Below are 24,620 nucleotides of genomic sequence, written 5' to 3'. Positions count from 1 at the left end.
TCGTTATTCTCGGCAAATTTTAGTTTTTCTGATTATTGATCTATTTATTATTTACAAGGGATTTTCTTCTTTCCTGCCCCTACGCCTTTAATAATTGTACGTCCATCAACGAGCTGGGTTACTTTTACGACGTTACTTTGTGTTGCACTCCAAGGGAAGGTGTTGAAGCTGTTTCCATTAAATAGTTTAAGTTCATATAAAGGGCCGCCAGATGTTTTGCTACCAAACAAAGTGACTTGTCCAGTTCGGCTGATCACCACCTTAACTAATGGGGCGCTGCTTGTACCTTTCATGTTGTAAACCTCATCGATTTTTTTGCCGGTTTCGATATTGTTACCAGCATATTTGCTGCCGTCTGAAAACTGAACATTCTGTGTAGAAGCAACTGCATTGGATTGAAATTGAAGCTCCTGTTTAGCTAGTTTCACACCATTAACTTCCATATTGAACGCATTGTCCAGTTCGGTAATGTCGAAGACAAAACCATAGTCTGCTGCTGGAGCAGTGAAGCTTCTGTCGATAGCAGTTCCATTTGGATAGAATTTACCATCTTTCATGATGCCTATTTTGCCATTTGACGTTGTTGCTGGGTAGCTCCAGTTTAAGCCATCACTGGTTACATCTTGTGTACAGGTTCTGAAGTTAAGTTTCAGGTCATATTTTTGTCCAGGATTGATCTTTACATTTGGAATGGTGATGTTCGTTTTGGTTTCATCATCAATGGTGAGACTGCTAAGCATCAATGTTCCGTTGCTGGTTGTCGGGTGGATCAATAAGGACGGATTGCTGATCAAGGTACGTAGACCATTGCCTAAAGCCGGAAATTGCGTAGTGACCCCAGCATTGTTCAAACCGTTGTATGTTAGCGTTTCATCCGAGAATTTTAAATTTGCGCTACTGTGACTAGGTTTAAGTACGGCAGTTCCGATTTGAGTGATCGCTCCGGTCATACTTGGGTCCATTGTCAATGTCGTTGTGATCTGGCTAAATCTGTGCTTTAATACAACATTCAAGTTGTTCACACCATTTTTTAGGGTCAAAGTACCAGTGTAATACATTAAGTCGCCGCTTATATTATTTAAGCTTGCTGTGGATAAAGTATTTTGATTGTTAATGCTCGGTAAAGCTGTTGTGCTATTGATAGAATAAGCAATAAAGGTGTAGGACTTTCCAGCATCAAGAACAATACCTGCAGCAGTAGCTTCCTCGCCATAGTTATACGTCTTTTCTGTTACGTAGGCTCCTTGGCTGTCATAAACAACAACTTTATACTTGACGTTTTTGTCCAATGGCTTCTCTACGGTTTGAGCAGTTGCTAGTTTGGGATTGGATGAGGCAACCAGGCTTTTTGTGACAGCTGAACTGTTTGTTAGAACAACGTCAATGGAGCCTCCGTTTTCCATTGGTATGGTCATTTCCTGTACATCTGGTGCACTGCTTGATGCATGTGAGGTGCCAGCAGAGGCTTGCTTTTGAACCGCAGCATTGTCGGATTCATTGTAGGCTTCTACGCCTGATAGATTGATTTTAACGACAGTTTCTCCTGTTAATGGGGTGCTCTCTCCGCTTTTGTTACATGAGTAGAGACTAAGTGCGAAGGCACTACAGCCTAGCATGAACAGGTTTGTCAGTCGGCGATGGGGAATTAGATTCATGTTAATTGACATTTTGTTTTGTTATTGATTTTGTTGTTGATTCTTGTTCTAAACTATACTTGCAGTAGTATGCCGATTTGTATTTGAAAAATGGTATACCATTGCTTTTTTATTGCTGTGGTTTTTTATCGATGCAATTATATAAATAGCATATCACTTAACATTGTGTGTTTATGTTATCTTATTTTTCTTGTAGAGAAATATCTACAATGTTGCCATTTCTCATTTTAATGTTGTTTAAACACGTTTTAGCCGGTTTTTCTGTTAATTACAATTCGTTTTATTTGAACAATAATGTATTAATAGTTAATTGATGTGTTGACAGATTGCTTGTGTAGGATTGTGCGTTTTTATGTGGTTTAGGGATTGAAAAAGGTAGTCGGTTGAACGCAGCTGTTCGATTATTTTTAGGAAGAACAGGAGATGATGTTAAGCAATAGATTTCTGAGACTAAGCGGAGATTTTAATTTATTTTTTTTAGATTTGTGTATTCATGAGATTAATTGTTTTCATATTGATAGCATATATTATGGGACTTTCTTTTGTTCCCTGCAGCGATTCTTCCAATCGCTGTGACGAGACTGCTATGGAAACACAATTAAACCAAGCGCATAACCATAGTGATGATGCATCAGATGCCTGTTCTATTTTCTGCTATTGCAATTGTTGTAGTGGAAATATAACCGTTTATGCGTATCAAATTCCGCAAATAGATGGCGTCCCGGTATCAATTTATTTTGACAATCGTAAACCTGTCCTTAACACAGCGATTGTTTCCAGTTATTTTGGAAGCATCTGGCAGCCGCCAAAAGTGAATGCTTAATTTTTCGTAAAAATTCTAGAAACAAATCTGAAGAGCATGCTATGCTGTCTTTATTCAGCTTTGTGCTCGGAATATGCTTGTTGTATTGTATTACGACAAGAGATGAGCTATTCTAACGAGCTATTAATTAAGCATTAATCACGTATAATTGTGTTAGATCATATTATAAAATTTAGCATTAAGAACAAGATCGTTATCGGTTTAATGACCTTGTTGCTTATCATTTGGGGGGCATGGAGTGCGACGAAACTGCCAATAGATGCCGTACCCGATATTACCAATAATCAAGTCCAGATCTTTACCTCCTGCCCAACGCTAGCCGGACAGGAAGTCGAACAATTGGTTACATTTCCAATTGAACAAAGCATTGCCACTGTACCCAAAATTGAGGAGATCAGGAGTATTTCACGCTTTGGACTTTCCGTTATTACCGTTGTTTTTGAGGACGATGTGGATATTTACTTTGCCCGTCAGCTGATCGGCGAACGCTTAAAAGAAGCAGTGGATCAAATTCCATCAGGTATTGGGAAGCCTGAACTGGCGCCGGTAAGTACCGGACTGGGAGAAGTGTATCAATATATTATCCATCCCAAAAAGGGAAGCGAAAAGAAATACAATGCAAAGGATCTGCGGACCATGCAAGACTGGATTGTGGCCCGTCAGCTTTATGGAACACCCGGGATTGCAGAGGTCAATAGTTTCGGTGGTGAGCTGAAACAATATGAAGTAGCAGTTGATCCCAATAGGCTTAAAGCAATGAATATCACAATTCCAGAGCTATTTACAGCTTTGGAGAAAAATAATCAGAATACAGGTGGTGCCTATATCGATAAAAAACCGAATGCATATTTTATCCGGGGAATTGGGCTGGCGACCTCATTGGAAGATGTCAGAAATATTGCTATTCGAAAATCAGGATCTATACCGATTTATGTAAAAGACGTTGCGGATGTGCGTTTTGGTCATGCTGTGCGCTATGGAGCCTTGACCTACAATGGCGAGGTCGATGCAGTAGGGGGTGTCGTTATGATGCTAAAGGGGGAAAATAGTAATGAGGTGGTCAATCGCGTGAAAGAAAAACTACCCACCATTCAAAAGTCTTTACCAGATGATGTTGTCATAGAGCCCTATTTGGATCGGACGGATCTGGTTGGGCGTGCGATCAGTACTGTTGAAAAAAACCTGATTGAAGGCGCACTTATCGTGATATTCGTGCTGGTGTTATTTCTTGGAAACTTACGGGCAGGTCTTATCGTTGCTTCGGCGATTCCACTGGCGCTACTGTTTGCACTTGGGCTGATGAACGTCTTCGGCGTAAGTGCCAATTTAATGAGTTTGGGAGCGATAGACTTCGGTTTGATTGTCGACGGAGCCGTTATTGTGGTGGAAGCCACATTGCACCATTTAGGCTTACGAAAGTCAACCGAAAAATTGACTCAGGCTGAAATGGATCAGGAGGTATTCGAGTCTGCTTCAAAGATTCGTACCAGTGCAGCTTTTGGGGAGATTATTATTCTTATTGTCTATATTCCAATTTTAACATTGGTGGGTGTTGAAGGGAAAATGTTTCGTCCAATGGCACAAACAGTTGGATTTGCCATTTTCGGCGCATTGATTCTCTCGTTAACCTATATTCCTATGATGTGCGCTTTGTTCCTGCCGAAAAAACAAAGCGAGAAGAAAACCTTAAGTGACCGGATGATTGCGGGGCTGCAGCGTATTTATGAGCCTTTATTACAAAAAGCCATTCGGTTTAAATACCTAATCGTGAGTTTAACTGTTGCCATTTTTGCATTGTCGGCTTTCTTTTTTAAGCATATGGGTGGCGAGTTTATTCCACAATTGCAGGAAGGTGATTATGCGTTCCATTGTATACTTCCGCAGGGAAGCTCGCTTTCGCAAAGTATTGAAACCTCTATGCAGGCTTCCCGGATTATCAAAGAGTTTGATGAAGTGAAGATGGTTGTCGGTAAAACAGGCGCAGCTGAGGTGCCGACAGATCCTATGCCACCGGAAGCGACAGATATTATGGTTGTACTGAAGCCTCAAAAAGAATGGAAGTCGGGGCGTTCTTATGAAGAACTGGGTAGCGCTATTCTTGAAAAATTAGAGGTAATTCCTGGTGTCTTTTTCGAAAAGAATCAACCTATTCAGATGCGTTTCAATGAGTTGATGACGGGTATCCGCCAGGATGTGGCTGTAAAGATCTTTGGCGAAAATATAGATTCATTAGCTGCGTATGCCAATGTGGTGGCGGCTCAGATTCAATCCGTTCAAGGAGCAACATCGCCCCAGGTTGAACGTGTATCCGGTCTTCCTCAAATCAATATCGTTTATGACCGTACACGGATTGCGAATTATGGATTGACTATTCAGGACGTTAATGATGTGGTGAGTACCGCCTTTGCCGGTCGAAGTACGGGACAGATCTATGAAAATGAACGTCGCTTTGATCTGGTCGTCAGGTTAGATACAACCCACCGAAACAGTATTGATGATGTACGTAATCTGATGATTCCTACAGATACAGGTACGCAGATTCCTCTTTCTCAGGTTGCTGCCATTGATTATAAATTGGGACCGGCCCAAATCAGCCGTGAAGCTGGTAAACGAAGAATTGTGATTGGATTTAATGTGGCAGGGCGTGATGTTCAAACCGTCGTAAAAGATATCCAACAACAATTGGCGGCAAATGTAAAACTTCCTGCGGGTTATTATTTCACTTATGGGGGGCAGTTTGAGAATTTGCAAAAAGCGAGTTCACGCCTGTTGATTGCTGTGCCAGTTTCCTTATTGCTTATTTTTATGTTGTTGTATTTCACGTTCCATTCCTTTAAGCAGGCGACGCTAATTTTTACCGCAATTCCAATGAGTGCTATCGGGGGAGTATTTGCATTGATGTTGCGGGGCATGCCTTTCAGTATTAGTGCCGGTATCGGCTTTATTGCCTTATTTGGCGTGGCGGTACTTAATGGTATTGTTCTGATCGGTACTTTCAATCAGTTGAAAAAAGAGGGGGTCGATGATATTTTTCAACGCGTTAAAGAGGGTACTTTGACTCGTTTACGTCCTGTATTAATGACAGCGACCGTGGCCTCACTGGGCTTTTTACCGATGGCAATAAGTACAAGTGCCGGCGCTGAAGTTCAGAAACCTTTGGCAACAGTAGTTATTGGCGGATTGATAACGGCAACTTTCCTGACCTTGTTTGTGCTGCCGTTATTGTATATAATTTTTAATTCTAAATGGAATATGAAACGAAGTAGCGGTGCTAAGACCTTTGTTACAGTGCTTGTTTTCCTATTTATGACCTTGGGATCTCAGGTGTTTGGCCAAGAGCGCATTTCTGTTACAGAAGCTGTGGAAACTGCGTTAAAGAGTAATCGGCAGTTTCAGATCAATCAGGCGGAGATCGCGGGTGCCGGTTTTAATGTTAAAACGGCGACCGAAATCCCCAAGACCGGGATCTTTGCAGAAAATGAAGACTATCGTCCATCGGATAAGGCCGGCTTATTGAAAATTGGTATAACGCAAAGTATTGCCTGGCCCGGGCTCTACGCAGCGCGTAAGGAGTATTTTAAACAGCAACTAAAATATGCGAATCTAAATACGGATGTATTGAAAACTGCGATTACGAAAGATGTAAGGACGGCCTATTTTCAGCTTTGGTATCTTCAGGATCGCCAAAAACTATATATGGAGCTAGATAGTATCTATACGGCCATGTTTAAGGCAACAGAATTACGTTTTAGAACTGGTGATGTGGCTGCGCTGGATAAGATCGCCGCAGAAGCAAAATTAAAAGAGCTTCAGGCTCAATTGGTTCAAAACAAGAAGGATATCGTTATTCAGCAGCAACAATTGATGATGTTGTTGGATCGTAATGAGTGGATGCTTCCATTGGATCAGTCCTTGGAGAAGATTGTCGTGAACGCCAGCCCATCTGAAGAACTAACGCATCCTTTACTTGTTTTACAGCAGCAAAATGTAAATATCGCTTCGTCGAATATCAACGTTCAGAAAAATACTAATAAGCCGGAGTTCTCGGGTCGATTTTTCTCTCAACGTGTTTGGGGAGCCAAAGATCCGTTATCGGGATTTTCTGTCTCCGCATCTTTCCCCGTCTTTAGCCTGGGCGCGTATAAAAGTAAAGTGAAGGCTGCCAATGCTGAAATGGAAGTTCAACAGCGAAAGTTGGAATATGATACGCAGGTATTCCAGACAAATAAAGGGAACGCACTTGCAGAGATTGACAAGAATAGTGCATTACTGCAATTTTACGAGTCTTCGGGTTTAAAACAAGCGGATGCGATCATTAAAGCAGCTAGTTTGGGTTATCGAACGGGGGAGATCAATTTTGCTGAATTAAGTCAATTTTTAAGTCAGGCCATTGGGATTCGCCAGAATTATCTGGAAGTACTCAATCAGTATAATCAGTCTGCAATTCAATATAATTACTTCAATAACAAATAAGTCAACAATGAAAGTTTTCATAAAGATATTTATCGTATGTATCGCCGTTACTGTTTTTTACGGTTGCGGTTCTAATGAGTCGGAGCGTAAAGGTCAACCAGCGGGAAAGGAAGAGCCTAAAGCCGAAGAGGGGCATGAGGAAGGGCCGGTTACCGTAGCCGCCCTGAGTGCTGCACAAATAAAAGCTGTGGGCATTGTTTTTGGAGGTATTGAAGAGAAGGAACTCACTGCTACAATTAAGGCCAATGGACTTTTGAGTGTACCCAATAACAATAAAGCGAATGCAACGGCGCTTTATGGTGGTGTTGTAAAGACCTTGAATGTACAGTTGGGAGACAATGTGCGTAAGGGGCAGGTGATCGCTACGATTATCAACCCCCAGTTTGTACAGTTGCAGGAGGAATACGTTTCCCTCGCAAGCAAAATTACTCTGGCTGAACAAGAAATGGCAAGGCAACAGGAATTGAATGAGGGCAATGCCGGCGCACGGAAAAATCTGCAGGCCGCAACAGCAGACTTCAACAGTTTACGGGCTCGAAAGGCTTCCTTGCAGCAACAGATCCAATTGATGGGCATTAATCCCAATAGTGTGAATCTTTCCAATATGCGCACTTCATTGACCGTGACAAGCCCTATCAATGGAACCGTGAGTAGTGTTTTTGCGAAAATAGGGAGTTATGTGGATGTCTCTTCGCCGGTGATCGAGATTGTTGACAATAGCCTCCTGCACTTAGATCTGCAGGTGTTTGAAAAGGATCTACCCTTGGTTAAAGTGGGGCAACTCATCAACTTCCAATTGACAAACAACCCAGACAAAACTTATACTGCTAAAGTTTTTACGATTGGATCTTCCTTTGAAAATGACAGCAAGACCATCGCTGTACACAGTACGGTGGTAGGCAGCAAAGTGGGCTTGATTGATGGAATGAACATTACGGGGATGATCGGTATCAATAATGTGCGGACTCCAGCTGTTCCGAATGACGCCATTGTGGAGGCCGACGGCAAGTATTATATTTTTGTGGAGACAGACAAGAAACCTGAGGAGCATGAAGAAGGGCACGACGATCACGGGCATGCGCACGACGAAGGTGAAGCAAAACATGCACACAGCAATGAGAAGGAAGCCGGTAAGCATGTAGAAGAACAGGCCAAGAACATCAATTTTGAAAAAATTGAGATTCAAAAAGGCGTGTCTGCCTTGGGGTTTACGGCGATTATCCCGGTTACAGAGGTGCCGGCCGGGACAAAAATTGTTGTGAAGGGTGCTTTTTTTATCAATGCCAAAATGAGCAATACAGGTGGACACGAACATTAATTGACAGCATTTGTTAACATAATCAAAGCAAGTTATGGAACATAAACATCGTTATGATGCACAAGGCAGACAGCTTTGTTGTACACAGACAGAAAAAATATATAACCAGGCCGGAGCTGAGGACCTTATTGGGGAAGCTCCGGCTTCCAGTCCCGGTCATGATCATAGTGCTGATGAGGACGGTCACGATCACTCGACAGCGGGGGCTAATCAGGGGCAGCTGTTTCTACCTGCGCTTATTTCTTTTGTCTTGCTCATTGCTGCAATAGCCATGGATAATTGGATTGCGCAATCGTGGTTTAAGGATTGGGTTCGTACAAGCTGGTACATATTATCCTATCTGCCAGTAGGGCTTCCTGTCATCAGAGACGCATTAAAGAGTATAGCCAAAGGGGAAATCTTTTCGGAGTTTTTGCTAATGAGTATTGCTACCCTAGGAGCTTTTGGAATCAAAGAGTACCCAGAGGCTGTAGCGGTGATGTTATTTTACGCCGTAGGAGAGGTTTTTCAGACCTTGGCGGTGAGTCGGGCAAAAAGTAATATTAAGGCATTGCTGGATCAGCGTCCGGATGAAGTGACCATTTTGGAGAATGGAAAGAGCAAAGTGATCAAAGCTGCCGATGCAGGTATAGGAGCAATAATTCAGCTGAAACCTGGAGAAAAGCTTGGGCTGGATGGTGAATTGCTGTCTGAACAAGGTGCATTTAATACAGCCGCGCTGACTGGCGAGAGCAAGCCAGATACAAAGATGAAGGGTGATGTTGTACTGGCCGGAATGATCAATATGAATACCGTGAGTCTAATTCGGGTGACAACCGCTTATCAAGATAGCAAGCTGAGTAAGATCCTTGAACTTGTACAGAACGCGACAGCTCAAAAAGCACCGACAGAATTGTTTATTCGGAAGTTTGCGAAGATATACACGCCAATTGTGGTCTTTTTAGCCATTGGAATCTGTCTCCTGCCTTACTTGTTTGTCGCTCAATATGTCTTTAGCGACTGGTTGTACAGAGCTCTTGTGTTTTTAGTGATTTCTTGTCCCTGTGCACTGGTCATTTCAATTCCTTTGGGATATTTTGGTGGAATAGGTGCCGCGAGCAGAAATGGTATTCTATTTAAGGGTAGTAATTTTTTGGATGCGATGGCCGACATCCGACATGTCGTGATGGATAAAACCGGGACAATGACCGCGGGCGTTTTCAAGGTGCAGGAAATTAAACTACAGGCCGGTTATGATGAGGACAGGATTTTGAAGCTCGTCAATAAAATAGAGAGCCACAGTAGTCATCCGGTTGCAACGGCGATCAGAGAATATGCTGGCGAGGTCGATGAAGCGGTCAGTCTTGATGATGTGGAAGAAATAGCTGGGCATGGGCTAAAAGCTATTACTGACGGTAAAGTACTGTTGGTAGGAAATTTTAAATTGCTAGACAAGTTTAATGTAGCCTATGATATCAATCCGAATAGTATCGTATATACCACTATTGCAATCGCTTTGGACGGTAAATTTGTTGGGTTTATGACCATCGCGGATCGCATTAAAGCGGATGCTGCGCTTACGATCCAGCTTTTGCATAAGCTCGGTGTAAAAGCGACGATGCTGAGTGGGGACAAGACGACGGTAGTCGCGTATGTTGCCAAGGAGCTCGGCATAGATCAGGCCTACGGAGATTTACTTCCGGAGGATAAAGTAAACAAGGTGAAGGAGATAAAGGCGTTAAATGAATCTGTTGCTTTTGTTGGTGATGGTGTCAACGATGCTCCTGTTGTCGCACTAAGTGATGTCGGAATAGCGATGGGCGGACTGGGCAGTGATGCGACAATCGAAACGGCCGATGTTGTCATACAGGACGACAAACCTTCCAAAATTCCGATGGCAATTCGCATAGGAAAAGAAACGAAAAAAGTTGTTTATCAGAATATAGGCCTTGCTTTTATAGTCAAAGGGATCGTGTTGATTCTTGGAGCTGGAGGTTTGGCAACAATGTGGGAGGCTGTATTTGCCGATGTTGGTGTATCCTTAATTGCCATATTGAATGCGATAAGAATTCAGAAAATGAAGTTTTAGCGATAAATTCTGTTTTACACTCGTCCTTCTAATTTGATGAGATGGAGGACGGGTGTATATATAACGTTATTTGCTGACCATTTTTTCATAAAGAGGCCATAGAAAAGCCAAGTCATCATCTGCTTGCGCTTCTGGGTAATGTTCGTCATGGAGGTTGCGGATTTCAACTCCTTGTCCTTGATCATTAATCACAACCGCTGCACGAAGTTCATCCGATCCGTCATAATAAATACCGACGCCGACCAGTTCTCCATCGCGCTTAATCTCGCTGACAATGTATTTTTTTTCCTTTTTACCCTTTGCAGTATATGCTCCGCTACTAATCGTGTTTCCCTTTGTATAATTTTTTCCCATATCATCTGAACAGATAATGGCTGCATTTTGTTGTTGATTTGCAATTTATCTTTTTGCCACATGTCTTCAAAGCGTGTCAATCGCATTTGTTTTTCATTCAATTGTTATGCATTACCTTAGCTTTTGTTGTACGATTGAAGATGCCGTTGTATTCTTTCTACCAGATACGTTTGCTATTTTTTTCGCTATCATTTTATTTTTAACGCTAAATATATTAGTATATTTGAGCGTGGCTATTATTGCTGATAAGCAAATGTATTACATGGAGTACAAGTGATGACGAAAGAGCAAATTGCGAGATTGCTTGAAGGCGTGCCTTCTGCAATCGGCGTATATTATATTTACGATAAGAATGATGTGTTAATTTATGTCGGTAAGAGTATCGATATCAGAAATAGGTTATTGCAACATTTTAGAAGTACAGATTTTAAGGAACGTAAAATCCAGGGAGCGGCTTATCGCGTGAGGTTTGAATTGACAGGTCACGAATTATTAGCCCTTTTATATGAATCTGACCTGATCAAAAAACATCAGCCGTTTTACAACCGTGCACAGCGTCGAACCTACTATGGATTTGGCCTTTATTTAGAGACAAATCCATCGGGCTATCAAGTCCTTCAAGTGGAAGCGCTGGATTCCGAACGTGAGGAGTTAATGACCTTCTCGAGTCATCAGGAAGGGAAAGAGCAGTTATTCAAGATTGTGGAAACTTACCAGCTCTGCCAAAAGATAAACAGGCTGCAGACTTATACGCGGCATTGTTTTCAGTACATGTTGAAAACCTGTAAGGGGGCTTGTATTGCGCAGGAGCTACCGGAAGATTATAATAGAAGGGTTCAGGAGTTTGTGGCCTCTTCTGAACTCCCGCTAGGCGAAATATTTTTGGAATTTCTAGGCCGTACACCCGAAGAAAAGGGACTAGTTTACCTCTTGGATGGTCAGTATAAGGGATTTGGTTATTGCCATAAACGTGTTCGTAGTGAAAAGAAAAAACGAGAAGCTATCCTCCTTAAAGCTGACAACAGAGATGTCAGACGTATTTTGAGACGTTATTTTAAGTGCAATCCTTTTTAGATCGCTAACGCATATAATTTACTGGAGCATTGCTCCAGTAAATCAAGGTTTTATTTTTGGTAAAAACTTCTTGTCATTTTCATCTGAATCTTTATAGTAAGCCCGGGCTTCGCGCAATTTATCATGCATTTGTTCACGCACTTTATGATAAGCTTGCATGTTGTATACATTCTGCATTTCCTGCGGATCTTTTTCAAGGTCATATAATTCCCACTCATCCTTGTCGTAGTAGAAATGGATCAGTTTATATCTTTCTGTCCGAATTCCGTAGTGGCGTTTTACCATATGAATGGAGGGGTATTCATAATAGGTGTAATAGACGGCATCACGCCATGTATGTTCTTTCCCGTTGAGTAAGCCACGGAATGATTTTCCCTGCATATCTTTTGGTGCCGCAAGCCCTGCATAATCTAGGATTGTAGGTGCAAAATCAAGATTTTGGACAAGTGCTTTTGAAGATTGGCCAGCTTTTATTTCTGCTGGGTAGCGGATTAATAAGGGTGTACGAAGGGATTCTTCATACATAAAACGCTTATCAAACCAGCCATGTTCTCCAAGGTAAAAGCCCTGGTCCGAGGTGTAAATGACAATTGTATTTTCATCAAGACCATTTTCTTTCAGAAAATCCAATAGACGTCCAACGCCTTCATCTACAGCAGCAACTGTGCCTAAGTAGTCTTGCATATAACGCTGATATCGCCAGCGCATAAGGTCTTCTTTGGACATGTTGTGGTATTTCATTTGAAAATCTGCCATAATTGGGCTGTAGATCGAATCCCATGTTGCACGCTGTGTTGCGGTCATCCTTCCCAAATTTCCATTAAAAGCGGCTTTATCCCAGGTTAGGTATTCTTTTATACCCAATTCATCCATTAGTGCAGGTGGTATCTTGTTGTCTCCGGCCCAGTTCATATGTTTGAGGATATTCATTTCTGCGGTTTTTGCTGCCGTTCCTCTTCCTTCGTAGGTATCGAATAGGTTACTAGGTTCTTTATAGTTTTTTGATGTATACTGTTGAAGATGCCGTAAGGCGGGTAACCACTCCCGGTGAGGTGCTTTTTGGTGATAGAGCACACAGAATGGCCTGCTTGTATCTCGTTGAGCGATCCAATCCAATGTCATGTCGGTGGTTAGGTCGGAAACGTAACCTTGGATTTGCTGTTTAACACCATCGATAATAAAGTTTGGATTATAGTATTCCCCCTGATCAATGAGAACAGCTGAGTGGTCAAAACCCTGAGGCAGACCGTCCATGTGGATTTTACCTATCAATGCGGTTTGGTAGCCGTTTTTTTGGAGGATTTTCGCGAAGTTATTCTGATTCCAATCGAATTTTGCCTCGTTATCAATTTTTCCATTGATATAACTGTGTTTCCCTGTTAACAGTACAGCCCTGCTAGGGGCGCATAGCGAATTTGTCACCGTGGCACGGGTGAAGATCGCGCCTTCCTTTGCCAATCGATCAATGTGAGGAGTTTCGTTCAACCCATAACCATAGGCGCTAATAGCCTGATAGCCGTGATCATCACTCATGATATAAACAATATTTGGGTGCTTTTTTATTTTGCCTGTTTGCGCCATCATCATACAGGGTACAAGTATGCTCAAGGTGAGGATGAGGAAATAATATAGTTTCATGGTTAAGATTGAGTTGTTGAGTGCAGATTTATTTTATTTTTTTAAATATAAAGGTTTTCGGTGAAATAGAGTAGACCTATCAGATTAATGATAGATTATGCTATTTAAATAATTTGTTTCTTTAATTATTCTGATAGAAATTTGTGCTATTAATAATTTTGATTATATATGAAGAAGAGTTTATTGGCACTTGCGCTTGGTGGATTGGGCATAGGAATTACCGAATTTAGTATGATGGGAATGTTGCCAGATGTTGCGCAGAGCCTACGCGTTTCAATTCCAGAAGCTGGTTATCTAATTACCGCATACGCCTTGGGTGTTGTGATTGGCGCGCCACTACTGGTAGTTGTTATGAATCGATTCTCTCCACTGAAAACCTTGATTATCCTAATGGGTTTATTTACCCTGTTTAACGGTTTATCTTTGATTGCGCCGGATTATGGTCTTTTGTTGGTGTCACGTTTTATTTCGGGATTGCCGCACGGTGCTTTTTTTGGTGTAGGATCTGTTATTGCGAGCAGGCTAGCTGATAAAGGAAAAGAAGCGCAGGCCGTAGCAACAATGTTCTCGGGATTAACCGTTGCCAATTTATTGGGCGTACCATTGGGTACTTATATTGGACATCAATTTTCATGGCGTTATACTTTTTTATTGATTGTTGCTGTCGGTATTTTGACCATGCTAGCATTAAAGTTATGGATGCCTAATATGAAAGCAGCACCTAAAAACAATCCTTGGAAGGACTTCGGTATTTTTCTTAATGTTAATGTCTGGTATATGGTTTTGCTCTTTTCAGTAGCGCCAGGAGCCCTGTTTGCCTGGATAAGCTATATTGCTCCGCTGATGACCGAAGTGTCTGGTATTGCTAATAAATACTTGCCCTATATTATGGTTTTAGCGGGGCTAGGGATGTTTGTAGGAAATTTGATCGGAGGAAAGCTGACTGATGCTTTTTCGCCAGCTAAGGTGGTCATAGGAGTACTGGTGGTTCAAATTTTATGTATGCTGCTTATTTATACCTTGTCCGATAACGTTTGGATATCCTTGGTGATGACTTTTTTAACCGGAGTTACTACATTTGCACTGGTACCTTCTTTAACCTTGTTATTGCTTAATTCGGTAAAGAGTGATGCTGAAATGCTCGTTGCCTCTTTAGGACCTGCTTGTTTTAATATTGCAAATGCACTAGGCGCTTTTTGGGGTGGTGTTCCAATTGATCGAGGTTATGGTTATACTTCACCGGCTCTGGTTGGTTCCATAATGGCTGCTTTGGGAATAATCATTTCTTTATGCTACATCCGACGAAGCAAAAAGGCAGCGGTTGTTATTAAAGAACAAGCGTTGACGGATGTGTTGTCTTAACCGATATTTCCACCGATTCTATTAAATATATATCGAAATTGGACATCGATATGATCACCAAGATACATGCGTTTCGCTTCGCGTTTTACCGTATATCCTTGACTCGTTAAAAATGAAATTGCAAGCCTGTTCTCTTTGGGTAGTACAACTTTTGAATTTTGTTTTAAATGTAATTTAAGTAAGGCGATTCCAGCGGTTGGTTCATTTGACGCAATAAATCCCTCTCCCAATGTTGGAAGATAGTAAGCGCTCATCGCGTTATTATCCACGTATACATAGGCAGATTGTAGGTGTGACTCTATCTCACATTCTCTATGTTCAGCAGTAATTGCATGATCGAGCGTTAGAAGCGCCGATTTAAAGTTGGATTGATAAGGAAGTATATTGTTGTCTGATTCTTCGGGATGAGTCAGTGCTATGCCTTCAAAGAAAAGATAAGAGGAGCTTTCTTGAAATCCGATTTTTGCGTAAACGGGTGCTCCCATATCTGTCGCTATAAGTTGAATACTTGTACAGTTGCTGAGTTGAGCGATACGAATGAGCTCGTTGGTCATTATTTTTCCATATCCTTTTCCCCGTTCAACTGGATCTACAATGATATGCCCTAGCCACGCAACATGATCATGCACAATAGTAGCCCCTATAGATGTAATCTTGCGGTTGATCACGAGCTTTATTGGAAAACAAAATGGACTGTCAATATAATGTCTCACCTTTACCGTAATATCACCCCAGCCTTCTGGAGATAGTTTTGCTATTTGGGGTAAGTCGGAAATCTGAATAGGTTCAAAAGTCATTAAAAAATTGTCAAAAAGTTTATACCTGTTGTTTTATGCTATAATTTCAAACACTTTGCAGCGATGAAAGTGGTAAAATATTTATTAACTTGGTTTACATATACAGATAAATATAAGGACTTTTGAATAACAATTCTATTCTTGAACAGTGTTTCTCTTAGTGTATTTGCTTTTGTGCACTAGCGGAGTGAGTTCAATCTAATAAATGATATTGTTAACGGGGCATTTACATTTTACTGAGCAAATTGCGCTATTGTAGTAACTCATGTACGGCGCTTAGATAATCCTTGTTTTTAGAAAAATCATTATGCCCTTCACGTCTCAAAGTACTGTTCTTGATTTTCTTAACCTAGATTAAGTTTATACCTTAATCCAGGTTGTTGGTGACAGGTGCCTTCTTGTCGTAACTTTGAGGTAGAAACATAAATAGATAGCATCAATCTATGTTTCGATTAGAATTAGTAAACAACGATAAATAGGAGATAATAACATGAAAAGATCAATCGAACGGATTTTCCAACGTCCGGCCCAACCTGGAATGGTGGGAGATGGTTTTCGCGTATTTAATATGATTCCAGGCAAAGGAATTTCCCAGAAAAGGATGAGTCCCTTTCTTCTATTGGACTTCAATGCAGCATTTGACTTTGGACCTTCTGACCATATAAGGGGAGTGGATGTCCACCCGCACAAAGGCTTTGAAACTGTGACCATCGCTTACAAAGGCAGTGTGGCACACCATGATAGTTCGGGCAATAGGGGTATAATCCGTCCTGGTGATGTACAATGGATGACTGCTGGAGCAGGGATATTGCATAAAGAGTATCATGAAGAGGAATTTTCGAAAAAAGGAGGACTGTTTGAAATGGTTCAACTCTGGGTCAATTTACCCGCCAAGGACAAATCAACGCCGGCACACTATCAGGGGATTACTGCCGACCAAATGGGTAAAGTTGTGTTGCCAGATGCGGGCGGTGTAGTCAATGTGATCGCTGGAAAGTTTCAGGATACGACTGGACCAGCCAGTACGTATACACCCATCAACCTTTTTGATATTCAATTGGAAGAGCAACATGAAACGAGCTTTATGGTACCACAAAATCATAACACTGGGATATTGGTGGTGAATGGCGAGGTTGTGGTAAATGGTGAAGTCGCTGGAGAGCATAGCTTTGTGTTATTTGATCATGATGGTGAAGAGATTTCGATAAAGGCCAATAAAAAGGCGGTATTACTTACGTTAAGCGGCGAACCTATTGACGAACCTATAGCGAGTTACGGGCCATTTGTGATGAACACACAGGCAGAGATATATCAAGCTTTTGAAGATTTTCAGGCGGGTAAGTTTGGCGTGCTTTCATAAATTAAGACAACGGAATCGGCAACTGTTTGTTGGTTTACAGGCAACGATTTATGGCCGTTTTTCAACACCCCGTAAACACCACAGCATTTCACTGAAAGTATTTCCAAGCGAGAGGAATCTAAATAACTGCTCAAGGATCCACCTGTAAAGTGACTAAACAAACTCGCTTTACTGATTTATTTGTTGATTCCGCTTTTTCTGAAAAGCACTGTATACAATGATTACACTAATGGTCATCAGAACAAATGCCAAGAAAAACGGTGCACCCGAAAATTTAAAGGGTGCTTTGTCATGGGTGAAATAGTAAAATAGATTTGTCATCATCGGTGGACCAATAATCGATGTTGCACTCATCAAGCTTGTTAATGCACCTTGAAGTTCACCCTGTTCGTTTGAAGGAACATTTTTGGTAATAACGGATTGCAGGGCAGGGCCACAAATACCACCTAGGCAATAGGGAATAAGGAATACAAACATCATCCATCCTTCGCTTGCAAATGAGAATAACAACAAGCCAATGGCATAAAGGGTCAACCCATAAAAAATGCTTTTCTGTTCACCAAGTTTGGGTGTTGTCCATCGAATCAAAACACCCTGAACCAATCCAATCAACAGACCAATAACACCAAGTGAAATCCCGACCATTCTTTCGGTCCAATTGAATTTATACATGGTGAAAAAGTTCCAATTGCTCTGCACTGCATGGCCTGCAATATATATTAAAATTAAGGCAACGATTAATCCAGATATTTCCGGATGTTTTCCGAGGAACTTAAAAGATCCAACCGGATTGGCACGTTTCCAGTTAAAGGCCCTTCGTTTTTCTTTGTCCAAGCTCTCCGGTAAGATAAAATAGCCATACAGAAAGTTTAACATGCACAGTCCTGCAGCTGCGTAAAAGGGAACCCTGGCGCCATAGTGACCAAGGAGACCTCCGATAACGGGGCCGATGATGAAGCCTAAACCAAATGCAGCACCTATTAAACCGAAGTTCTTCGCCCGATCTTCGTCCGTTGATATATCCGCAATATAGGCACTTGCCGTTGTAAAACTGGCGCCGGTCAATCCGGCAATGACCCGTCCCAAGAAAAGCCAGCCTATGCTTGGTGCGAGGGCCAGAAAGATATAATCCACCGCGAATCCGAAAAGGGAGATCAATATAATGGGTCTTCTCCCGTATTTATCACTGAGATTGCCGACGACCGGAGAGAATATGAACTGTGTAAAAGCGTAAGCAAAGCCAAGCCAACCGCCGTATTTCGCAGCTTCGCTGATGTCACTATGAATCAATTCCTCGATAAGTTTGGGAACAACGGGAATGATGATTCCCCAGCCCGTAATGTCGATGAGTAATGTGATAAATATGAATCCGATTGCTGCTTTTTTCTTGGAATTTTCCATCATGAACCAAAAGTAATGAAATCCTTAAAAACTTGTCTGTTATTTAATGACTAATTTGTGGTTCCTGGGATATTCTTGGTAATGCTAACAAAGCGATAATAAGAGGCTTTTTTCTTTTGATTAAGCGCCTATTTTGATTAGATCGCTTGACATCTGGGATGGTGCTGCACAGTGAAATTACATGAATTGGCAATAAAACATAGTTTATTTGCTTGAGCATGTAAGGCTAAGGCAAGTTCTATTTGAGACTCATCTGTAATGAGAATCTCGGGGTATAGAGTGACTTCTGTAAACCGACCACTGCCATCAATTTCCGTTGTTAAGGTGGCGACGGCATTGTCAATATACGATAGAACCTGAATGCCGTTTTGTGAACAGACATATAAGTAGGACATCATATGGCAAGAAATCAGGCTGCTGAGCAGCAGATCTTCGGGATTGTACAATGCGGGGTCACCCTTGAATGCTTTTGCCGCTGAAATATGGAGATCTGCTTTTCCTTCAATCTTAATGTGATGGCTTTTATTATAAATTTTTGAACCCACAGCACTAGTCTGTTCAGGATGGTTCCAAGTTAAGGACGCTTTAAAGAGATGTTTGTAACTCATTTTTGTTTCAAATTTAGTGTATTATCCGGTTTCAGCTCCTTTTTTTATTGATTTTAATCACAGATGTCTGTACTTGGATGATGCTTCTCCACAGCTAAACGCATATTTTTATTTGGGGCAAGTCGGTATTACAATAAAATTACTCCATTTGTAGTCAGGCTGCAACGCGGTCTGATTACAGTACTGTTATGTGCGAACAAAAGTGATATAATCTGTGTTGATAGGCTCAATGCCATTTTTCCGCATTTCGCTTGCTATTTGCGCCCTGTGGTAGGTACCATGATTAAAGACGTGTAACAGAATGTCGTTGGCCTTATTATGAAAAGCCTGATGCTGTGTGTTTGTATAATTAATAATTTCATCCTCCATATCATTTCTGCGCTGAATCTGCTGCCCAAATCCTTCTGAAGCTAAATTGTGATACCTTTGGCAATCGATGATACTGTGCTCATCCCAAACACCAACAGGTGGTTTTTCACCAGTTAATCGACTTAACCAAATAATCTGAGCATTGACAATATGGCTAAAGAGCCGTATGCAAGAATGAGGTACTTTTTCGCCTTCACTTTTCAGTTTATCCAGTAGTGCTGTATTGGCCCAGTTATTATATAACCAAAGCTGCATAAAAGTAGTTGACATCTAACTGTTGTTTACGTGGGTTCAGTAAAATTAAATATACGTAAGATAGAAATAATCCTACCACAAACTAAAGGATATTTTTATATTAGACTGATATTATTGACAGGTATGCTATCTATGAACAGTTTTTTCCAAAATTACAATACGGGGAAACGTATTATTCTTCATTTGTGTTTTTGGTTTTTGGTTTTGGGAATGCAATTTATTTCCTATCAGCGGATAGATATTGATAATTCCTGGATTTTGTTTGTAAAGGACGTTTTTTCTTTGTTGACAATATTTTATGTGACAGCATATATCATCATTCCGCGGTGGTTTATTCCAGGGAAGTTTGTTTTATGTATATTATGGTTGTTGTTTATTTACGCCTGGTGGTCATTTCTAAGTTACTTTGCTGCCCTATTAACGTTGAAACATCTAACACCAGATGTTCGCCTTTCAAGCTATCTTGAAATAATACTAAATCAAGGAATCTTTGGTGCTTTTCGCCTTTCTTCCATTAGCGATTATTTGTTGGATTTTATTTTTTTGGTGGCGCTACCATTGACTGTAAAAATTGTACAGGCATTTATGTCTGTCAGAAATTCAAAAATGAAACTCGAATTGAAAAATTCAGCACTGGAATTGAACAATGTCCAATTGGAACTTGCCTTTCTAAAATACCAGATTAACCCACATTTTTTACTTAATACACTTTATAGCATCTATGTGCTGGTATCGGATCATGATGAAAGAGGCGGCGAAAGTATGATGCGTTTAAGTAGTATTATGGTGTATTTACTGCATGAAAGTAATCAACCCAGGATCGAAATTAGTCGCGAATTTCAATTGCTAAAGGATTATGTTGAATTGGAAAAGTTACGCTATAGCGAGACCGTGCAGATCAATCTAAATTTGGTGGCCGAGCACGAAAACAGCATGATTGTTCCTTTGATCTTTTTTCCATTTGTGGAAAATGCATTCAAACACGGACCTCGGTTAAGTTCTTCGGCAGGATGGATATCCGTAGACATTAAGGTTGCGGATGACAAGGTGTATATGCACGTGGCTAATGCGTATAGAGAACTTTCAAAACCAGAAAATTATATCGGCGGATTAGGGATAGAAAATGTAAAAAAACGACTGGAACTTCATTATCCTCATCATCACAATTTGGAAATAAAGTCGCAAGAGGGTGTATTTAGTGTTAATCTTGTTGTAACTTTACATTCGGAAACAGAGCCGTAGCACCAAAGCAACGGGTTGCGAAGTACTTATGAATAGAATTAAAACTATCATTATTGAAGATGAGCCTATTGCGAGAGGTCGCCTGGAGAAATTAGTTTCCAAATTAGGCCTGATCGAAATATTGGGTGTATTCGAGAGCCCATTGCAAGCAATTGACGTTTTAAGGCAGCACGAGGTAGATCTCATTTTGTCGGATATAGATATGCCTGAAATGGACGGAATTACCTTTCTCAAAGGACTTGCTCATCCACCATTTGTTGTTTTTATAACTGGGCATTATGAATATGCGGTCGATGGATTTGAGCTGGATGTGATCGATTATATCTTAAAGCCACTCCTGACGGAAGAGCGCTTGATCAAGGCAATTGAAAAAGTCCAAAAGGCAATTTTATTTTCTAGAAGGGGCCCACAAGGTGAAAGAAAGGCGATTAAGATCAAGGATCGGAACAAAACTATTTTTATAGATCCGGCGGATATTTTCTATCTTAAAGCCTGGGGGGATTACATTCAAATTTATACGTTAGAAGGTATGCAAACGTTGCTGTCTACCATGAAAGATATGGAAGCAGAACTGCCTTGGGATATGTTTTCTCGTATGCACCGGTCCTATATTGTCAATATCAAACAGATCAAGGGAGTTGAGGCAAGTAAAGTTATTCTGAAAAATGGGACAGAACTCGGTATAGGTTTACAATATCGTAATCAACTTTTCGCGAAGATGGGACTCATATAATTTATGGGATTCATACGTTCTTTCTGTTTCCCAATTTGCATTTTATAATAGCCAACCATAAAGTGGTAAACAGCAAGTTCATGTAAGCGTTGATCGGACATGAACAATCGATTAATAAACATATGAATGTAGCTCGATAGTAACGATGTCCGAGCCGACTTGAACTCAACTTGGTCGGTATGGCTCCGTAAGGTGTTAAATATGCTGTATTGAAGTGCATTTAGTTTTTTTTTCGATTCTTCTGGGTTGTCTAAAGGTTTGTCGAACCAGTCTTTTTTCTCTTTAAACTTATTGTTGAGATGAACCCAAAGGTTTTTATTATTATCAAATTCTTGCTGATAAAGGGTATTCATCTGTAGACAGAAATCTCTTTTCTCGATCAGTGTAAATTTTGCAGCTTCTAATAGCGACTCAATATTTTCGAAAGCCAGGCGCCATCGATCATTGATTGAAGTGCTTTGTTGAATGACCTTCAGTACCGTTTCGCTTTGTTGATAGAATAGCTCCTCACTAAGTTCCATACAAAATGGGGTATATCGTTCAATCTCCCGTATATAAGTGTCAAAGGATAGCTTTGATATCTGTCCATCTTTAATAAACTGTTCCAATAGGGTATTAAGCGTGGATATAACGGAATAATACTGGCTTGGATCTGAAAGCTCAACTCTAAACCTAATGTGGGGCGATGGATCGTTGTAACGTATAAAAAACCATTTTTTTAGGACATTTTGTTGACTAATTGTCGCTACGATTATGGGGAAAACTTCCTTTAGCAAGGTGTCTGCAAAATGTAAACCACAATAGATCTTGACGTAAAGCCATTCACTGCCCAAAGGGAAGCATCTTTTTAGGTTATTGTCTTGCGGAGCTGATTCATTTGTGAAAGTCTCCTGCTGTGATTCTATTGGAATAATGATTTCGTTGGCAAAAATATGTCCATCTTTATCTCTGGCTACTGATGAATAGTCACTCAGGATATATTCGGTTAATATGGTCTCTCTTTTGCACATATGATCCAATACGATTTCTATGCAAAAAGGATTGTCTAAATTTATCAACAGTTCATTATCGCCGCTGCTGATAATGACCATTGCAGGGATTGCTAACTCCGCTTGTATATTTTTTATGAAAGCCTGAGGGTTACTGGGGTATTTCGCTATTTTTTGAATTCGCCACTGGGCTCTAGACAAGATAATATTTTTATAGCTTATTCTTGGGAGCCTCGGTTGCTCTTTCATAATCCCCCAATTCCAGGAAAGATCCAACCTATTATTTTGGAACTGAAAATCTGCGAGAAACTTGTAAATATTCATACCCTGTTCAAAATTGTGGGCTGTCGTCAAACGGGGGATAACTATTTTATTGAATTTCTTGGACCACAAGATTAGACGCTGTTCTTTAAGGAACAGGTATAAGTCATTAACATCAATTTGCTCTTGTTCTTCGTCGATTGTTGGGCTTAGACAAATTGATGCCTTTCGCAGCGCAGGTCTATAAATTATATTACCAGCATTATTGTCTGGGTAATGACAAATCTCGGCAAGTATTGCATTGGGAAACTGCTGTTGCTCTCTGTTGGTCGATTCTTTTAATTTGTTATACAATTCATCATCCAAATGTGCAAATCTGGAAATTAAGTTTCCTGATGACGAACCGCCAATAGTACCCAAATTGAAGCATAAATTTTCCTGACATGAACTGCTAAGAAGATTGCCGATGGCATAGAATGAAGAAGGGATAGTATTGACTGTTTGTTTACGCTGTTTAGCGATATGATCTAGATCTTTGCCGGTCAGCCGAATTTCGGTGAATTGATTTGTTACACTTTCTACAAATTTTTCAATGACCAGATCTTGATAATGGTGGTCGCCATATTTTTTTTCGCCCGTCGGAGTGATGTTTTTAACATCCCCGAGTATTTCATCCGTTATATTGTAAACACCTTCTTGACGTCCGTAACCAATCCCAATATCGGGGTCTAGAGCTGTCGTTAGCGGGACCATTCTATCTTCATATTTAACAGAGAACGCAGCTCTAAACCGATCAAAATCTGTTAACTTAGTCTGGCTGCAAAGTGGTAGTAAATCCTGAAATTGATCTCTTATGTGATTTAATGCGGTATCTGATAAATTGTTTTCGTCCATCCCTATGAGAAGGTCCCCCTGTAACGAATTGGTCATATCGAGGTCTGGAGCCAAAGGCTGCAATAATTTAAGGATGGCGGTTCGGATCTCAATGACAGATTGAGAACTATGAAGCCATTTTCTTATCGTTAATAAAGGATTTAAATAATTTTCCTCCTTATCCACTCTTTCAAGCGTCGTTATCAGGCTGTCCAAATAACCTCGGCCAATTACATTGGGCTGTAATTCAGAAGATATGATTCCAAGGCTGATGAGGTTATTGACGAATAGGGGCGCATGCGTTGTTGATGCTCCAAGACCTTGCAGCAGATCGATTAATGATTGATAGTGGCTGGTTCTCTTATTGCCTTCAAATTCTTGGATGACTCGATCCAAAACTGGGGTAAGCCTTATGCGTTTCAGGATATGCTGTCCTTTCTTTCCATTTGCCACTTTTTGATAATATTTGTAATATTTACCATCTAAGTATAAGGTCGGATTGATACGATAATTGAGTTGACTGTAAATTCTTTTGTCTTTTGATATCTGTTCAATAATTCCTGTCAAAATGGTGGCATCCAGTTTTAATACAGTTTTATTCGCATTAGTCCTAATTAACGATACCTTTTTTTCGGAGACGGCAATGTTCCCAAAAGATACCCCTGCGAATAAACCGAAAGGCGTACTTCTGGTACTCATCCTAATCGCATATTTGAGTAGTGAAGCGATCATTTTTGAGCTGCTCTCTTTCTTGTATTCAAGCCATTTTTGAACTTCTACTGAGAAGGCAGGGCTTGCGAGAAATAGGGCTTCTTTTAATTGCTCATTTTGAAACAAGTGACGAAGTTTCTCTTCTATTTCATGTCTCTCTTTTATCGTTAAAAGATCAACGGCAAATGCAGCTGGAAGCAGCGGCGTGCGCAGAAGAAAATAATCGGATAAGTGGAATAATGACATGAATTAGTAG

The 24,620-nt window shown here is 40.7% G+C and carries 17 protein-coding genes; 9 read left to right on the top strand and 8 right to left on the bottom strand.

The window, feature by feature from the left end:
* Positions 1 to 47: 47 nt before the first annotated feature.
* Complete coding sequence (locus B3C94_RS05335; protein WP_293900139.1) at positions 48 to 1,655, bottom strand: hypothetical protein; 1,608 nt, start codon at positions 1,653 to 1,655, stop codon at positions 48 to 50.
* A 493-nt stretch (positions 1,656 to 2,148) separates the two neighbouring features.
* Between B3C94_RS05335 and B3C94_RS05330 the strand changes: the two genes are divergently transcribed.
* The 4 genes from B3C94_RS05330 (at position 2,149) to B3C94_RS05315 (ending at position 10,337) form a co-directional block, all read left to right on the top strand.
* Positions 2,149 to 2,478, top strand: a complete 330-nt coding sequence (locus tag B3C94_RS05330) for a DUF6660 family protein (protein ID WP_293900136.1) — start codon at positions 2,149 to 2,151, stop codon at positions 2,476 to 2,478.
* Between the two features lie 150 nt (positions 2,479 to 2,628).
* Positions 2,629 to 6,951, top strand: a complete 4,323-nt coding sequence (locus B3C94_RS05325) for a CusA/CzcA family heavy metal efflux RND transporter (RefSeq protein ID WP_293900133.1) — start codon at positions 2,629 to 2,631, stop codon at positions 6,949 to 6,951.
* A gap of 7 nt (positions 6,952 to 6,958) precedes the next feature.
* Positions 6,959 to 8,269: an efflux RND transporter periplasmic adaptor subunit gene (locus tag B3C94_RS05320; RefSeq protein ID WP_293900130.1), complete on the top strand. Its 1,311-nt coding sequence runs from the start codon at positions 6,959 to 6,961 to the stop codon at positions 8,267 to 8,269.
* A gap of 34 nt (positions 8,270 to 8,303) precedes the next feature.
* Positions 8,304 to 10,337, top strand: a complete 2,034-nt coding sequence (locus B3C94_RS05315) for a heavy metal translocating P-type ATPase (RefSeq protein ID WP_293900127.1) — start codon at positions 8,304 to 8,306, stop codon at positions 10,335 to 10,337.
* A 66-nt stretch (positions 10,338 to 10,403) separates the two neighbouring features.
* Here the strand turns inward: B3C94_RS05315 and B3C94_RS05310 are convergent, their stop codons facing one another.
* On the bottom strand, positions 10,404 to 10,691 hold the full coding sequence (locus B3C94_RS05310; RefSeq protein ID WP_293900124.1) for a hypothetical protein: 288 nt from the start codon (positions 10,689 to 10,691) through the stop codon (positions 10,404 to 10,406).
* Between the two features lie 276 nt (positions 10,692 to 10,967).
* Here B3C94_RS05310 and B3C94_RS05305 point away from each other — a divergent pair, with 276 nt between their 5' ends.
* Positions 10,968 to 11,765, top strand: coding sequence for a GIY-YIG nuclease family protein (locus B3C94_RS05305; protein WP_293900121.1), 798 nt, complete (start codon positions 10,968 to 10,970; stop codon positions 11,763 to 11,765).
* A gap of 42 nt (positions 11,766 to 11,807) precedes the next feature.
* Here B3C94_RS05305 and B3C94_RS05300 read toward each other — a convergent pair whose 3' ends face one another.
* The gene (locus B3C94_RS05300; protein ID WP_293900118.1) at positions 11,808 to 13,403 is read right to left on the bottom strand and encodes a sulfatase family protein; all 1,596 of its coding nucleotides are present in this window, start codon (positions 13,401 to 13,403) and stop codon (positions 11,808 to 11,810) included.
* Positions 13,404 to 13,571: 168 nt separating this feature from the next.
* Between B3C94_RS05300 and B3C94_RS05295 the strand changes: the two genes are divergently transcribed.
* On the top strand, positions 13,572 to 14,765 hold the full coding sequence (locus tag B3C94_RS05295) for an MFS transporter (RefSeq protein ID WP_293900115.1): 1,194 nt from the start codon (positions 13,572 to 13,574) through the stop codon (positions 14,763 to 14,765).
* On the opposite strand, the gene B3C94_RS05290 is transcribed toward B3C94_RS05295, so the two are convergent.
* Positions 14,762 to 15,562 (bottom strand): GNAT family N-acetyltransferase, encoded by an 801-nt coding sequence (locus B3C94_RS05290; protein ID WP_293900112.1) that lies wholly within the window; start codon positions 15,560 to 15,562, stop codon positions 14,762 to 14,764. The two genes, B3C94_RS05295 and B3C94_RS05290, sit on opposite strands and share 4 nt — an antisense overlap.
* 490 nt (positions 15,563 to 16,052) lie before the next feature.
* On the opposite strand from B3C94_RS05290, the gene B3C94_RS05285 reads away from it, so the two are divergent.
* The gene (locus B3C94_RS05285) at positions 16,053 to 16,922 is read left to right on the top strand and encodes a pirin family protein (protein ID WP_293900109.1); all 870 of its coding nucleotides are present in this window, start codon (positions 16,053 to 16,055) and stop codon (positions 16,920 to 16,922) included.
* Between the two features lie 168 nt (positions 16,923 to 17,090).
* Here B3C94_RS05285 and B3C94_RS05280 read toward each other — a convergent pair whose 3' ends face one another.
* The 3 genes from B3C94_RS05280 to B3C94_RS05270 all read right to left on the bottom strand — a co-directional run bounded on the left by B3C94_RS05280 (position 17,091) and on the right by B3C94_RS05270 (position 19,570).
* The gene (locus B3C94_RS05280) at positions 17,091 to 18,326 is read right to left on the bottom strand and encodes a TCR/Tet family MFS transporter (RefSeq protein WP_343557731.1); all 1,236 of its coding nucleotides are present in this window, start codon (positions 18,324 to 18,326) and stop codon (positions 17,091 to 17,093) included.
* A gap of 134 nt (positions 18,327 to 18,460) precedes the next feature.
* Positions 18,461 to 18,931 carry an OsmC family protein gene (locus B3C94_RS05275; RefSeq protein WP_293900106.1) on the bottom strand — a complete coding sequence of 157 codons (471 nt, stop codon included), beginning with the start codon at positions 18,929 to 18,931 and terminating at the stop codon, positions 18,461 to 18,463.
* A gap of 186 nt (positions 18,932 to 19,117) precedes the next feature.
* Positions 19,118 to 19,570, bottom strand: a complete 453-nt coding sequence (locus tag B3C94_RS05270) for a DinB family protein (RefSeq protein ID WP_293900103.1) — start codon at positions 19,568 to 19,570, stop codon at positions 19,118 to 19,120.
* Positions 19,571 to 19,687: 117 nt separating this feature from the next.
* Here B3C94_RS05270 and B3C94_RS05265 point away from each other — a divergent pair, with 117 nt between their 5' ends.
* Together B3C94_RS05265 and B3C94_RS05260 are read left to right on the top strand one after the other, a co-directional pair.
* The gene (locus B3C94_RS05265; RefSeq protein WP_293900100.1) at positions 19,688 to 20,797 is read left to right on the top strand and encodes a sensor histidine kinase; all 1,110 of its coding nucleotides are present in this window, start codon (positions 19,688 to 19,690) and stop codon (positions 20,795 to 20,797) included.
* Positions 20,798 to 20,825: 28 nt separating this feature from the next.
* The gene (locus B3C94_RS05260) at positions 20,826 to 21,530 is read left to right on the top strand and encodes a LytR/AlgR family response regulator transcription factor (protein ID WP_293900097.1); all 705 of its coding nucleotides are present in this window, start codon (positions 20,826 to 20,828) and stop codon (positions 21,528 to 21,530) included.
* On the opposite strand, the gene B3C94_RS05255 is transcribed toward B3C94_RS05260, so the two are convergent.
* Entirely contained in the window at positions 21,500 to 24,610 is a 3,111-nt protein-coding gene (locus B3C94_RS05255) for a lantibiotic dehydratase (protein ID WP_293900094.1), read from the bottom strand. The two genes, B3C94_RS05260 and B3C94_RS05255, sit on opposite strands and share 31 nt — an antisense overlap.
* Positions 24,611 to 24,620: the final 10 nt, after the last annotated feature.

Origin of the sequence: Sphingobacterium sp. UBA5670 (assembly GCF_002420705.1) — a bacterium.
In the GTDB taxonomy this organism is placed as follows: Bacteria; Bacteroidota; Bacteroidia; order Sphingobacteriales; family Sphingobacteriaceae; genus Sphingobacterium.
The sequence above is the reverse complement of the archived record's forward strand: the minus strand, read 5'-3'. Positions and strand labels throughout refer to the sequence as shown.

Bases quoted from the DNA above. Each gene is read 5' to 3' on its own strand.
- B3C94_RS05335 (WP_293900139.1), bottom strand. From the start codon at position 1,655: ATGAATCTAATTCCCCATCGCCGACTGACAAACCTGTTCATGCTAGGC.
- B3C94_RS05330 (WP_293900136.1), top strand. From the start codon at position 2,149: ATGAGATTAATTGTTTTCATATTGATAGCATATATTATGGGACTTTCT.
- B3C94_RS05320 (WP_293900130.1), top strand. From the start codon at position 6,959: ATGAAAGTTTTCATAAAGATATTTATCGTATGTATCGCCGTTACTGTT.
- B3C94_RS05315 (WP_293900127.1), top strand. From the start codon at position 8,304: ATGGAACATAAACATCGTTATGATGCACAAGGCAGACAGCTTTGTTGT.
- B3C94_RS05310 (WP_293900124.1), bottom strand. From the start codon at position 10,691: ATGGGAAAAAATTATACAAAGGGAAACACGATTAGTAGCGGAGCATAT.
- B3C94_RS05305 (WP_293900121.1), top strand. From the start codon at position 10,968: ATGACGAAAGAGCAAATTGCGAGATTGCTTGAAGGCGTGCCTTCTGCA.
- B3C94_RS05300 (WP_293900118.1), bottom strand. From the start codon at position 13,403: ATGAAACTATATTATTTCCTCATCCTCACCTTGAGCATACTTGTACCC.
- B3C94_RS05295 (WP_293900115.1), top strand. From the start codon at position 13,572: ATGAAGAAGAGTTTATTGGCACTTGCGCTTGGTGGATTGGGCATAGGA.
- B3C94_RS05290 (WP_293900112.1), bottom strand. From the start codon at position 15,562: ATGACTTTTGAACCTATTCAGATTTCCGACTTACCCCAAATAGCAAAA.
- B3C94_RS05285 (WP_293900109.1), top strand. From the start codon at position 16,053: ATGAAAAGATCAATCGAACGGATTTTCCAACGTCCGGCCCAACCTGGA.
- B3C94_RS05280 (WP_343557731.1), bottom strand. From the start codon at position 18,326: ATGATGGAAAATTCCAAGAAAAAAGCAGCAATCGGATTCATATTTATC.
- B3C94_RS05275 (WP_293900106.1), bottom strand. From the start codon at position 18,931: ATGAGTTACAAACATCTCTTTAAAGCGTCCTTAACTTGGAACCATCCT.
- B3C94_RS05270 (WP_293900103.1), bottom strand. From the start codon at position 19,570: ATGTCAACTACTTTTATGCAGCTTTGGTTATATAATAACTGGGCCAAT.
- B3C94_RS05265 (WP_293900100.1), top strand. From the start codon at position 19,688: ATGAACAGTTTTTTCCAAAATTACAATACGGGGAAACGTATTATTCTT.
- B3C94_RS05260 (WP_293900097.1), top strand. From the start codon at position 20,826: ATGAATAGAATTAAAACTATCATTATTGAAGATGAGCCTATTGCGAGA.
- B3C94_RS05255 (WP_293900094.1), bottom strand. From the start codon at position 24,610: ATGTCATTATTCCACTTATCCGATTATTTTCTTCTGCGCACGCCGCTG.